Origin of the sequence: Photobacterium sagamiensis, assembly GCF_050337085.1 — a bacterium.
Classification (GTDB): domain Bacteria; phylum Pseudomonadota; class Gammaproteobacteria; order Enterobacterales; family Vibrionaceae; genus Photobacterium; species Photobacterium sagamiensis.
The window spans coordinates 99,597-111,717 of the sequence record NZ_JAKJSP010000017.1; the positions used below are offsets into that span (position 1 = coordinate 99,597).

Genomic DNA, 12,121 nt, shown 5'->3' on the forward strand with positions numbered 1-12,121 from the left:
CTTCTTGGAGATGCGGTGTCGGGAATGTGACGGTTAACTTGATGATATGCCTATCATGACACATAGTTATAGTCAGGGTTGTCAGTTAAAGAGAGCTACGGAAGGGGCTGTGATGAAACTATCTCAATTGAAACACTGGCTGAAATCGGGGCATGGGGCGATACCTAAATGTATTATAACCAGCTATGCCGGTTGCTCGGACTATTTGATGGAAGTGGAATATAAGCATCAACTGGAGCCGTTAAAAGATGATCACGACGAGATGTTACGTTTTCAGTCGATAGAGCAGATCAAAGAGTTATTACGCCCGTTGGGGATAACGTCTGTCGTGTTGCGAGTAACCGATCCGTATGATGAATTTTCTACTGATGGCCAAGTGTCGCAATGCCGGGAAGATATGCAGATATCTCTGTAATGTATAATATCCCGTTCTGTCAGGGCGAAACGTTGCTGTCAGATATTACAGAATGAAGTAGCGTTCGAGGATTTCTGCGGTAAAGCTGGTTTTCAGATAAAAGCCCCGTGGTAAGGTTTTTATCGGTTGGCCATTGGCGCCATAAGCTTCTGTCAGTGCTTTACTGTTTGCCGCTTTAGGGCGTAATTGCAGGATCTCACCATGCCGGGCCGTGATCTGTTCGACCTGTCCCAGCACTATCATATCCATTAACTCTTCCCAGTCCTGGCGTAAACGCTGATCTTCTTCTGCTGATGGGCTCCAGAGCAGAGGTGATCCAACATGACGATCTGCCAGGGGGATATCTCGTTCACCTTCCACTGGGATCCACAGCACCCGCGCCAGTTTATGGCGAATATGGCTGTTTTCCCAATTCAGGCCGTGTAGCCCGATCAGTGGGGCAACGCAGACAAAGGTCGTTTCAAGCGGCTTGCCGCTATATCCAATTGGGATGGTTTTTAACTCAATACCCAGTTCAGCAAAATCAGGAACAGGTTTGCTGCCGGCCGTCGCACCGAGGTGCCATTCTAGCAGCTGACCGACCCAACCTTTGTCTCGCTTGAGATCGGGTGGGGTGACCATATTGGCCTGCTGGGCCAGATCTTTTAAGGTTAAACCGGCCAGTTCTTCGGCTCGTGCCAGCAGTTCTTGTTCTGATTGAGGAGTTGGGCGCATAACAATTAAGACATATAAAAAGTGAGAGGCTGGTTTGTAAGGGATCAAATGACGTCATCTGACATATATCATCGTTGATCATAGTAAGGCCGGATCAACGCAAGTCACAGTATTTTATCACAGCGGTACTGAGGAGTCTGCTGGCTAGCTTCTCAGCCTTGCCTGGCCCCTAAAGTGGTCAATATATGTTCGATCCTTCTGCGTTAGGATTAAATATGGCGGGAAAGAGTACAATTGATGCTGTGTAATGTTTTGATTTATATCGTTATTTCACCTAACGCACGGCCATCGCTAATGAGCAATAGAGGGGGGTGTTTTTGTTATTCAGAATCAATGCGAGGATCTTTCACAAAGATATCCACAGGATGTTTGGGTAAATAATTTAATACCTGCTTGGCTGGTTAAATACACAGGGGTGTGTCGGTTATTTAGGCGGTTTATTTACCCGTTTTTTGGCTGTTGATGATTTTGAGTGTGGATAAATTCGATATTGGTGGATCTTTAACCGATCCTGTTGTTGTGACAATTATGGTCTCAAAAATTAATTTTTATTAATAATATTATCTTTTTATGTTGTTGATTTTTAACTTTTAAATTGTTCTGTCTTTGAGGGGTAAAGCATTTTGCTAAGATTGCCAAATTGTTGAAACAGGCGTTTATCTAAGCTTCTTCACAAATCTATCCACAGAAAGAGTGAATAAATGTGGGGTAGGTCTCACTTGTCTGTTTATAAATTGGTCTAAGCAAAAAAGTTATCCCAAAATTGGGTGCTAGGTAGTAAAAAACGGTTATTAATTAGAATGTTTGTTTACCCCTCCCCACGATCTGTGAAAAAATCACTGTTAATAGATATTTATACTTGAGGTCGTCCAGTGATAGATGGCGATGGATACCGTCCTAATGTTGGGATAGTTATCTGTAATAGCCACGGCCAGGTCTTCTGGGCTCGACGATATGGACAACATTCTTGGCAATTTCCACAAGGTGGCATCGATGAAGGGGAAACCCCGGAACAAGCCATGTACCGAGAATTGTATGAGGAAGTGGGACTTACCAAAAAAGATGTCAGGATTTTAGCTTCTAGCCGTCATTGGCTACGTTATAAGCTACCTAAGCGTCTTGTCCGGTGGGACTCCAAACCTGTTTGTATCGGGCAAAAACAGAAATGGTTTTTGCTCAGCCTGGAATGCGATGAGTCAAAGGTTAATATGCAGCGAGGCAACACGCCTGAATTTGATGGTTGGCGTTGGGTCAGTTACTGGTACCCAGTTCGTCAGGTTGTGTCTTTTAAGCGTGACGTATACCGCCGTGCCTTAAAAGAATTCGCCGCAATGGCGATGCCGTTCAAAGAGCGGAAGGTAAAGCGTAAAGGCAAGCGAGGGTAAATTAGGATCAATCCTTAATCCGTTTGGAATAGCAGATAAGGCAAATTATGCTGACACAGCTAAGAGAAATCGTAGAGAAAGTCGCCAGCGCTCAAAATTTGATTGAAGCGCTCGATCTGCTTGTAGTCAGCACATGTCAGGCGATGAAGACAGATTGTTGTTCTATTTACATCGCTGATGACAAACAACAGAAATACACATTAATGGCAAGCCAAGGGCTGAATAAGCCCCGTCATCAGGTCGGATTACGGTTTGATGAAGGGCTGGTGGGGCTGGTTGGCCGCCGCGCCGAGCCGATCAATGTGGCTGATGCCCGTACCCATCCTCATTTCAAACACCTTCCCGGAACCGGGGAAGAATTATTTGGTTCTTTTTTTGGTACACCCATTATTCATCAGCGTAAGGTACTCGGTGTGTTGGTTATCCAGCAGCGCCAGCGACGTGAATTTGATGAAAGCGAAGAATCTTTCATGGTAACGCTGGCTGCTCAGCTGGCGGTCATTCTGGCTCATGCAAAAGCGCAAGGTATGTGGCCTGATCAGCATGATGGTCTGCATCTTGTCGGTTCAGCCGCGTCTTCCGGCGTCGCGGTGGCAACAGCCTGGTGGGATGATAATCAGTTGCAGCTGGAGCAAGTTTTGCCCGCCTCTTGCCTCGATATTGAAGCCGAGCAAGAGCGCCTGAGCATTGCAATTGAGCTGGCGAGTGCGGAGTTTCGCCGTTTACGAAAGCGATTTGACAGCGATCTTCATAAAGAAACGTTAGCGATCTTTGATCTGTTCAGCCACCTGTTAAACGATCCCATGTTGCGTAAAGATCTGTTTGCCAAAGTGTCGGCAGGGGATCAGGCCGAGTGGGCAATTCGCCAGGTGGTAGAAGCGTATTCAGCGCGTTTTGCCAATATGAAAGATGAGTATCTGAAAGAACGAGCTCGGGATCTTCGTGAATTGGGCCAGCGCCTGCTCTTTTTCCTTCATTATGACGATGTCACCGAACAGCAGTGGGATGAGCCCATCGTCTTGCTTACCCGCGAGCTGACTGCAGCGATGTTAGCGACTATTCCGCCGGGCAAATTGGCGGCCGTCGTGGCACAGGAAGGGGCGGCAAACTCCCATGCTGCTATTCTATCGCGGGCATTAGGTATACCTGCGCTCATGGGGGTCGATTTTATCCCGGAGATGGTCCACAACCGCCAGGTTGTCGTTGATGGCTATCGTGGTGATCTGCTGGTGACGCCTAGTCCTCATGTGCTGGCAGAATACCGCCGTTTGCTTAAAGAAGAAAATGAGCTGACTAAAATCGTGGAAGGGGAGCTGGGCAAAGCTGCTTACACCAAAGATAACCAGCGAATTTATATCCACCTGAATGCCGGACTCAGCGCTGATACCAGCATTGCCGTCAATAAAGGGGTCGATGGTGTCGGGCTCTACCGTACTGAAGTGCCGTTTCTGCTGCAACGCAGCTTTCCTTCTGAAGAAGAGCAAACCTCACAGTATCGGGCCATTTTAGCCACTTATCCGGATCAGTCGGTGGTGATGCGTACCCTCGATATCGGCGGTGATAAACCGCTGCCTTATTTATCGATAGAAGAAGACAATCCGTTTTTAGGTTGGCGTGGCATCCGATTTACTCTTGATCATCCAGAGATTTTTTTGATCCAGGTACGTGCCATGTTAAAAGCCAGTATGGGGCTGGATAACATGGATATTTTGCTGCCAATGATCTCCGGGATTGCAGAATTGGATGAGGCCAAGGGCCTGATTGAACGTGCGTATTGCGAAGTGGCTGCATACGCTGAAGAACAAGGTGTTGAGCTTAAACGTCCGCGGCTTGGCATCATGATTGAGGTGCCTTCTATTTTGTATCAGTTACCGGCATTAAAAGGCCGGGTTGATTTTATTTCGGTTGGCAGTAATGATCTTACCCAGTATTTACTCGCGGTTGATCGGAACAATGCAAGGGTCGCGAATATTTACGATTCATTGCACCCTGCCGTTTTAAATGCGTTAAAACACATTATCGATACCGGAAATCAACTGAAGATCCCCGTCAGCGTCTGTGGTGAGTTGGCGGGCGATCCTATCGGGGCTTTATTACTTGTCGGTATGGGTTATCGTTCATTGAGTATGAATACCCGTAATGTTGCCAAGATCAAATACATCTTACGGCATATTACGGTGGCTGAAATGCAACAGCTGGCGCAGTTTGCATTGACGGCGGCATTAGCAGATGATGTGCGTAACAAAACAACGGTTTTTGTGGAAGAACGCGGTTTAGGTGGCTTTATCAGAGCCGGTAAGTAGTAGGTAGTCGGATGTTAGAAAGCACGTTATGGCTGTTTGCCATGTGTCTGGTGTTAGGAAGTGGAGTCGGGCTGTTAGCCGGATTATTGGGGATCGGCGGAGGACTGGTCGTCGTACCTGCGCTGGTGTGGCTACTGCCCGAAGCGGGGATTGATAGCAGTTTAGTCATGCATATCGCGCTGGCCACGTCGCTGGCCAGTATTGTATTAACGTCGGGTGCTTCTGCACGTAACCATATCAAACTGGGTAATGTAGATTTTTCGATTGTAAAAAGCATGGCACCCGGGGTGGTGTTAGGCGGCTTAAGCGGCAGCGTCATCGCTGAGCTCGTACCTACTGAGCTGTTACCTAAGATCTTTTCTGCTATCGTGTTGCTACTGGCAGTACAAATGCTGGTATCAATGCGAATGACCCGCCACCGCCCTTTACCCGGTTCGGTGGCCTGTGCCTGTAGTGGCGGAATGATTGGCGTTGTTTCCAGCCTGGCGGGGATTGGTGGCGGCTCGTTAACGGTGCCATATTTAAGTTGGCACGGGGTAGAAATGCGGCGTGCTATCGGTAGCGCTTCACTATCCGGTGCTATTATCGCGGTTTCAGGTATGATCGGTTTTATTGCCGCTGGTGTCGGGGATGAAAGCTTACCGGCAATGAGCATTGGTTATGTTTATCTGCCTGCCCTGATAGGGATAGTGTCGACTTCAATGCTGACAACACGTTATGGTGCGGCGTTAGTGAGTCGTTTGCCGACGATGACATTAAAGAAATTTTTTGCGGTTTTTCTGCTCTTTATTGGTAGCAAAATGTTTTTGGGATAAGCGATGACGGGATGGATAGAGAGTCGAGTATTGACTCGCAACCTTCACCCGACATACAAGTATGAATATGAGAATGTATAATGAGCCAAAGCTTCTTAACTTTTCCAAATATTGACCCGATCTTAATTGAAATAGGTCCTCTTGCGATTCGCTGGTACGGCCTGATGTACCTGCTTGGCTTTGTTTTTGCGATGTGGCTGGCTAATCGTCGAGCGAGTAAGCCGAACAGTGGCTGGACCCATGAACAGGTCAGCGATCTGTTGTTCGCCGGCTTCCTGGGGGTAGTGTTAGGTGGCCGCATTGGCTACGTGTTGTTCTACAACTTCGATCTGTTTTTAGATAATCCGCTCTATCTGTTTAAAGTCTGGACCGGTGGTATGTCGTTCCATGGCGGATTACTCGGTGTGATCACTGCCATGTTCTGGTACGGCCATAAAAACGGCCGCACTTTCTTCTCGGTCGCGGATTTTATCGCACCGCTGGTGCCATTTGGTTTAGGCGTTGGCCGGTTAGGTAACTTTATCAATGGTGAGCTATGGGGACGAGTCAGCGATGTGCCCTGGGCGATGGTCTTCCCTACCGGCGGTCCGTTGCCTCGTCACCCGTCACAGCTTTACGAGTTCTTCTTAGAGGGGCTGGTACTATTGCTGATCTTGAACATATTCATTCGTAAGCCGCGTCCGGCCGGCGCGGTGTCGGGCTTGTTCCTGACCGGGTACGGCAGCTTCCGCTTTATTGTCGAGTATTTCCGTGAGCCGGATGCACACCTGGGCTTGTTTAGCGGCTGGATCAGTATGGGGCAGATCCTTTCTCTGCCAATGGTGATTGGTGGCTTGCTGATGATGCTATGGGCGTATAAAGCCCAGCCTAAAGGCAAAGCGGCGTAGGCTTAAGTACGATTAATATGTGAATGCATAAAGGCAGTATCGAAAGATGCTGCTTTTTTTTGATTCTGGTAAAATCGCCGCCATCAGGCACAAGTGTAACTTGTCGCCGCGGGATCTAGTTAAATTAGCGAGTAGGACGATGAAACAGTATTTAGACCTCTGTCAGCGGATCGTTGACGACGGTGTTTGGATTGAGAACAAGCGAACGGGCAAGCGATGCCTTACCGTCGTCAATGCCGATTTAACCTATGATGTGGCAAACAACCAGTTCCCACTCATCACGACGCGTAAGAGCTTCTGGAAAGCGGCGATTGCTGAATTACTCGGTTATATCCGCGGTTTTGATAATGCGGCGGATTTCCGTGCTCTGGGTACCAAGACCTGGGATATGAATGCCAATGATAATGAAGCATGGTTAAACAACCCGCACCGCAAAGGCCAGGATGACATGGGCCGAGTGTATGGGGTACAGGGACGGAGCTGGCAGAAGCCGGATGGTTCGACAATCGATCAGCTGCGCAAGATTGTTGATGATCTGAGCCAGGGGATAGATGACCGCGGTGAAATTCTGACGTTCTATAACCCGGGTGAATTTGATATGGGGTGCCTGCGTCCCTGTATGCACACGCATACCTTTTCCCTGCTGGGTGATACATTGTACCTGACAAGTTATCAGCGTTCGTGTGACGTACCGCTGGGGCTGAATTTTAATCAGATCCAGGTCTATACACTACTGGCGCTGATGGCGCAGATCACGGGCAAGAAACCCGGTCAGGCTTATCATAAGATCATCAATGCCCACATCTATGAAGATCAGCTGGAGCTGATGCGTGATGTACAGCTTAAACGTGAGCCGTTTGAGTCACCGCAGCTGATTATCAATCCGGAGATTAAGAGCCTGGAAGATCTGGAAACCTGGGTAACGATGGATGATTTTGAAGTGATCGGTTATGAGCACCATGAACCGATCAAATATCCATTCTCTGTTTAATTGATTGTACTGACTCAATAAAACAAAAAGCCCCGCGTATTTCTCTGTCATTAGAGAATACGAGGGGCTTTTTTTGTCTGTATTGATCTATATATGTTGGCTGGCTAGTTGTAGCTGATTAAACCGTGAACGCGAGGATAGAGCTCGGAATTACAACAAAGACGAGGCCAAGGTAACCCGCTACTGCTACTTTACTTTTTGTTGCGAGATCGCCCAGGAAGAATGCACCTTTTAGCGGTAGTTCACGCAATACCGGAATACCATAGATTAGCAGTGTTGCCAGGACATTGAATGTCAGGTGAACCAGGGCAATCTGCAGGGCAAATACGGCGAATTCACCAGATATTGCGGTTGCCGCCAATAGCGCCGTGATACACGTACCAATGTTTGCGCCTAGGGTGAATGGGTAGACATCACGTACTTTAAGGACACCGGTACCCACGAGCGGCACCATCAGGCTGGTGGTTGTTGATGATGATTGAACCAGAATCGTCACAATAGTACCTGATGCGATACCGTGTAGCGGACCACGGCCAATTGCGCTTTTTAAGATGTCACGCGCACGGCCAACCATCAGGCTACGCATTAGCTTACCCATTGCGCTGATTGCGATGAAGATAAGTGCAATACCGATAAAGATAAGTACCACGCCGCCCATATTGCCAAATGTTTCCAGTGGACCTTTAACAATTTCAACGACAGGTTTTGTCAGAGGTTTCATGAAGTTCATCCCCTTCATGCTCATATCGCCCGCTTCCAGCATTGGCGAAACTAACCATGAAGAGATTTTATCTAACAGGCCGAACATCATTTCTAATGGCAGGAAGATAGAAACCGCCAGAATGTTAAAGAAGTCGTGTACGGTTGCACTGGCAAATGCACGACGGAACTCTGTTTTACAGCGAGCATGACCTAAGCTGACGAGAGTGTTAGTCAGGGTCGTACCGATATTGGCACCCATTACCATCGGAATCGCCGTTTCTACCGGCAGGCCACCAGCCACAAGGCCAACAATGATAGACGTCACAGTACTGGACGATTGAATCAGCGATGTCGCCACCAGGCCAATCATCAGGCCAGCTACAGGGTGGGATGCAAATTCAAATAAGGTTTTAGCTTGTTCACCTACAGACCATTTAAAGCCGCTGCTGACCATAGAGACAGCAACGAGCAGTACATAAAGCATGAACGCCAGGTTTGCCCAGCGGACCCAGCGCATAGAGCTGTTTATTGGTTCAGCAGTCGTGGCTTGGGTAGTCATAATCATTTCTCCATGACAATAGTATGTCGTTTGGGTGTCATTTTATTGAAATCTGAGGCGATGGTAGATGGCGAATATTTCAGAAATATGACACTGACTGTCATAAAGAGATTTTGTGCCTATTCTGTGATTAGCCGCTAGGAGATTAACTCTGGTAGGTATTATTGTGGTTGATGTTAATCTGTTGTTTTATTGAGATTTTTGTTATTTAGTTGGATTCGGTGCTGCAAGTATGAGGTCCGCGACTACCAATAAAAAAGAGTAAAAATTTTCAGCCATTATGAATTTTTCAGTAAAACCGCGGGCAATTATTTTGCTCTATAAATTTATAACGCGGATATTGCTTGGTTATGTCGATAATAACTCGGTTTTACCGAGCTGTTTGCACTAAACAAACGATTTTCGGTCATACTTGAGGGCGATTAAACTAGTTTCATTAGTATTTAGTCATGTTTGTTATGTTAAGGAGTGGCGGTCAATGACCGATACTATTCGTAAGTTTCTTAAATTAGAGTCAGCTGGCGGTATCATTTTGATTATTGCTGCCATGGTTGCAATGCTGATTGCTAACTCTCCGCTACAAGATCTTTATAGCGGTACACTGCACTCATATATCGCGGGTCTATCCGTTGAGCATTGGATTAATGACGGTTTGATGGCCATCTTCTTCATGCTGATTGGACTGGAAGTAAAACGTGAGCTGATTGAAGGGGCATTGAACACCAAAGAGAAAGCGATCTTCCCGGCTGTTGCCGCTGTGGGAGGCATGCTTGCTCCAGCATTAGTGTATGTTGCTTTTAACTTTGCCGATCCGGTAGCGATACAGGGCTGGGCGATCCCAGCTGCGACTGATATTGCATTTGCTCTTGGGGTAATGGCGTTGCTAGGTAACCGTGTGCCGGTTAGCTTAAAAGTCTTCTTGTTAGCTCTGGCAATTATCGATGACTTAGGCGTTATCGTGATCATTGCGCTGTTCTATAGCTCTGATCTGTCAACCATAGCGCTGGCGGTTGCTTTTGCTGCAACCACAACCTTGTTCGTCATGAATGCGAAGAACGTCACTAAAATCTCCTTGTACCTCATTGTAGGCGCCGTACTGTGGTTCAGCGTATTGAAGTCGGGCGTACATGCAACATTAGCGGGTGTGGTACTGGGCTTTGCCATTCCATTAAACGGTAAAGAGGGACACTCGGACAAGCATTCGCCGCTCAAGCACCTGGAGCACGTGTTGCACCCTTATGTCGCTTACTTCATTCTGCCGTTATTTGCTTTTGCCAATGCGGGGATCTCGTTAGAAGGCGTATCACTGGAAAGCATGACATCGATGTTGCCAGTTGGTATCGCGATGGGCTTATTCATCGGTAAGCCGTTAGGCATATTCACCGCAAGCTATATTGCGGTGAAAACCGGCTTAGCAAAACTACCAGATGGTATTGGGTTAAATCATATCTTCGCGGTATCAGTGCTGTGCGGTATCGGTTTTACAATGTCTATCTTTATCTCGTCGTTAGCTTTTGTCGGCGCACCCGCAGAGTTTAACACCTACTCACGTTTGGGGATTTTGCTGGGATCAACGGTGGCAGCTGTGGTGGGTTACTTCTTACTGAGTCGCGCTCTGTCAAAAACAGAGGCATACCAGCCAGAAACGGAGGTATAAATGAAGCGTTATCTTCTAAGTGTTGTGATTCTGGCATCATCATCAGCCTACGCAGGGCACGATTATGACAGTTGTATCGACAATAGTAGTACAGAACTTTGCCAGGCTTACTTAACGGGTTTAAGCCACGGAAAGGCAGCCGCAGATACCACAGCCATGGTTGAGCAGGAAGATCAATTTCGCTCTCGTGCTTTAGAGCAACGGGTAGGAGAGCGTTACCGCAAAACGGTGCAGATGGAGAAAAAATCGGTTCAAATGGCCAATTAACTCCCATTAGCTCTTGTTCTAAACGTGAAAAATATTGAAGACCCCGGATCCTCAGCGTAAGCTGCGGTTCTGGGGTTTTTTATTTATAAGAATGAGACAGAATGTCCCACCTGAATTATAACCACCTTTACTACTTCTGGATGGTCTGCAAGCAAGGTTCAGTGACCAAAGCTGCGGATGCCCTGTTTTTGGCACCACAGACCGTAACGGGGCAGATCCGCACCTTAGAAGAGCGACTAAAAGGTAAGCTGACCAAGCGGGTTGGTCGTAATATCGAGCCGACCGAGCTCGGCCAGCTGGTTTTTAAGTATGCCGATAAGATGTTTGATTTGAGTTACGAGATGCTCGATATCGTTAACTATACCCAGCGCGAGAATCAACTGCTAGAAGTCGGGGTGGCAGATGCACTTTCTAAGCGGCTGGTGAGTAAAGTCTTGCTGGAGGGGATCCCTGACGATGCGCGTATTCATTTACGTTGCTATGAATCGACCCACGAGATGCTGCTAGAGCAGTTGTCACAGCACAAGCTGGATATGATCCTCTCTGATTGTCCGGTAGATTCAGCACAAAGCCCCGGTTTGTATAGTAAAAAGCTGGGAGAGTCGAGCATGAGCTTTTTTTGTTCAGTGCCCGCGAAGCCAGTGAATTTTCCGGCCTGCATCGAAGATTATAAATTGCTGGTACCAGGCAGGCGTACTGCCATGGGGCGAAAGTTGCATCAATGGTTTGATCAGCAAGGGATCACACCAAATATTCTCGGTGAGTTTGATGATGCCGCATTAATGAAAGCATTCGGCTCTTACCATCACTCTATGTTTGTTGCGCCCTCTATTTATGCGGAAGAGATTGAAGAGTCTAATACCATTCGTGAACTGAAACGCGTTGAAGACATTAAAGAAGAATATTATGTCATTTTTGCAGAGCGGATGATTATGCATCCGGCAGTGAAAAAAATCTGCGAGGCTGACTTTCGGCACCTGTTTAAATAATGTTGCAAAAAGGTTGATTAAAATGTTTCTTCTTCTTTCATAGCTAGTAAACCCTATTAAAAACAAGTATATTAGCATTAACTTAAATTAATTGGCAGTGAGAATATGGATCTGCAACAGATGGAGCAAAATGCGCCCGAAGCTGTAGTTTTACTAAAAGCCATGGCCAATGAGCGACGTTTATTCATTCTTTGCTATTTGCTGGAAGGAGAAATGTCGGTGGGGATGATGAGTGAGAAACTAGGCTTAAGCCAGTCTGCATTATCCCAGCATTTGGCGTGGTTAAGGCGAGATGGGCTAGTGGAAACCCGTAAGGAAGCACAAACGGTCTTCTATCGCCTTAAGAGCGATGAAGTCAGGGCGATGATACAGTTACTTCATAATATGTACTGTGGTAAAGACTAGGGCCGTCTGGTGGTTCATGGTTTGTTGAAAGG

Annotated in this window: 12 protein-coding genes; 10 read left to right on the forward strand and 2 right to left on the reverse strand. The window is 47.1% G+C overall.

Annotated features, from left to right (window positions below):
* Positions 1 to 112: 112 nt before the first annotated feature.
* Complete coding sequence (locus L4D76_RS07765; RefSeq protein WP_428440350.1) at positions 113 to 415, forward strand: DUF6482 family protein; 303 nt, start codon at positions 113 to 115, stop codon at positions 413 to 415.
* A 45-nt stretch (positions 416 to 460) separates the two neighbouring features.
* Here L4D76_RS07765 and mutH read toward each other — a convergent pair whose 3' ends face one another.
* Positions 461 to 1,129, reverse strand: a complete 669-nt coding sequence (gene mutH / locus L4D76_RS07770; RefSeq protein ID WP_428440351.1) for a DNA mismatch repair endonuclease MutH — start codon at positions 1,127 to 1,129, stop codon at positions 461 to 463.
* Positions 1,130 to 2,001: 872 nt separating this feature from the next.
* On the opposite strand from mutH, the gene rppH reads away from it, so the two are divergent.
* From rppH to L4D76_RS07795, 5 genes are all read left to right on the forward strand, one after another.
* Positions 2,002 to 2,514 (forward strand): RNA pyrophosphohydrolase, encoded by a 513-nt coding sequence (rppH, locus tag L4D76_RS07775; RefSeq protein ID WP_428440352.1) that lies wholly within the window; start codon positions 2,002 to 2,004, stop codon positions 2,512 to 2,514.
* Positions 2,515 to 2,561: 47 nt separating this feature from the next.
* Positions 2,562 to 4,817, forward strand: coding sequence for a phosphoenolpyruvate--protein phosphotransferase (ptsP, locus tag L4D76_RS07780; protein ID WP_428440353.1), 2,256 nt, complete (start codon positions 2,562 to 2,564; stop codon positions 4,815 to 4,817).
* Between the two features lie 11 nt (positions 4,818 to 4,828).
* Positions 4,829 to 5,632, forward strand: a complete 804-nt coding sequence (locus L4D76_RS07785; protein ID WP_428440354.1) for a sulfite exporter TauE/SafE family protein — start codon at positions 4,829 to 4,831, stop codon at positions 5,630 to 5,632.
* An 80-nt stretch (positions 5,633 to 5,712) separates the two neighbouring features.
* Positions 5,713 to 6,519, forward strand: a complete 807-nt coding sequence (gene lgt, locus L4D76_RS07790; protein WP_428440355.1) for a prolipoprotein diacylglyceryl transferase — start codon at positions 5,713 to 5,715, stop codon at positions 6,517 to 6,519.
* Between the two features lie 139 nt (positions 6,520 to 6,658).
* Positions 6,659 to 7,510, forward strand: coding sequence for a thymidylate synthase (locus tag L4D76_RS07795; protein ID WP_428440356.1), 852 nt, complete (start codon positions 6,659 to 6,661; stop codon positions 7,508 to 7,510).
* Between the two features lie 118 nt (positions 7,511 to 7,628).
* Here the strand turns inward: L4D76_RS07795 and L4D76_RS07800 are convergent, their stop codons facing one another.
* Positions 7,629 to 8,771 carry a Na/Pi symporter gene (locus tag L4D76_RS07800; protein WP_428440357.1) on the reverse strand — a complete coding sequence of 381 codons (1,143 nt, stop codon included), beginning with the start codon at positions 8,769 to 8,771 and terminating at the stop codon, positions 7,629 to 7,631.
* A 478-nt stretch (positions 8,772 to 9,249) separates the two neighbouring features.
* Here L4D76_RS07800 and nhaA point away from each other — a divergent pair, with 478 nt between their 5' ends.
* The 4 genes from nhaA (at position 9,250) to L4D76_RS07820 (ending at position 12,089) form a co-directional block, all read left to right on the forward strand.
* Positions 9,250 to 10,428: a Na+/H+ antiporter NhaA gene (nhaA, locus tag L4D76_RS07805; protein ID WP_428440358.1), complete on the forward strand. Its 1,179-nt coding sequence runs from the start codon at positions 9,250 to 9,252 to the stop codon at positions 10,426 to 10,428.
* On the forward strand, positions 10,429 to 10,695 hold the full coding sequence (locus L4D76_RS07810) for a hypothetical protein (RefSeq protein ID WP_428440359.1): 267 nt from the start codon (positions 10,429 to 10,431) through the stop codon (positions 10,693 to 10,695).
* A gap of 101 nt (positions 10,696 to 10,796) precedes the next feature.
* On the forward strand, positions 10,797 to 11,684 hold the full coding sequence (gene nhaR / locus L4D76_RS07815) for a transcriptional activator NhaR (RefSeq protein ID WP_428440360.1): 888 nt from the start codon (positions 10,797 to 10,799) through the stop codon (positions 11,682 to 11,684).
* 105 nt (positions 11,685 to 11,789) lie between these two features.
* The gene (locus L4D76_RS07820; protein WP_318926148.1) at positions 11,790 to 12,089 is read left to right on the forward strand and encodes an ArsR/SmtB family transcription factor; all 300 of its coding nucleotides are present in this window, start codon (positions 11,790 to 11,792) and stop codon (positions 12,087 to 12,089) included.
* The last annotated feature ends 32 nt before the right edge of the window (positions 12,090 to 12,121 follow it).

Coding starts and splice junctions, on each gene's coding strand:
- ptsP (WP_428440353.1), top strand. CDS start 2,562: ATGCTGACACAGCTAAGAGAAATCGTAGAGAAAGTCGCCAGCGCTCAA.
- nhaR (WP_428440360.1), top strand. CDS start 10,797: ATGTCCCACCTGAATTATAACCACCTTTACTACTTCTGGATGGTCTGC.
- L4D76_RS07785 (WP_428440354.1), top strand. CDS start 4,829: ATGTTAGAAAGCACGTTATGGCTGTTTGCCATGTGTCTGGTGTTAGGA.
- L4D76_RS07795 (WP_428440356.1), top strand. CDS start 6,659: ATGAAACAGTATTTAGACCTCTGTCAGCGGATCGTTGACGACGGTGTT.
- mutH (WP_428440351.1), bottom strand. CDS start 1,129: ATGCGCCCAACTCCTCAATCAGAACAAGAACTGCTGGCACGAGCCGAA.
- lgt (WP_428440355.1), top strand. CDS start 5,713: ATGAGCCAAAGCTTCTTAACTTTTCCAAATATTGACCCGATCTTAATT.
- L4D76_RS07765 (WP_428440350.1), top strand. CDS start 113: ATGAAACTATCTCAATTGAAACACTGGCTGAAATCGGGGCATGGGGCG.
- L4D76_RS07820 (WP_318926148.1), top strand. CDS start 11,790: ATGGATCTGCAACAGATGGAGCAAAATGCGCCCGAAGCTGTAGTTTTA.
- nhaA (WP_428440358.1), top strand. CDS start 9,250: ATGACCGATACTATTCGTAAGTTTCTTAAATTAGAGTCAGCTGGCGGT.
- L4D76_RS07800 (WP_428440357.1), bottom strand. CDS start 8,771: ATGACTACCCAAGCCACGACTGCTGAACCAATAAACAGCTCTATGCGC.
- L4D76_RS07810 (WP_428440359.1), top strand. CDS start 10,429: ATGAAGCGTTATCTTCTAAGTGTTGTGATTCTGGCATCATCATCAGCC.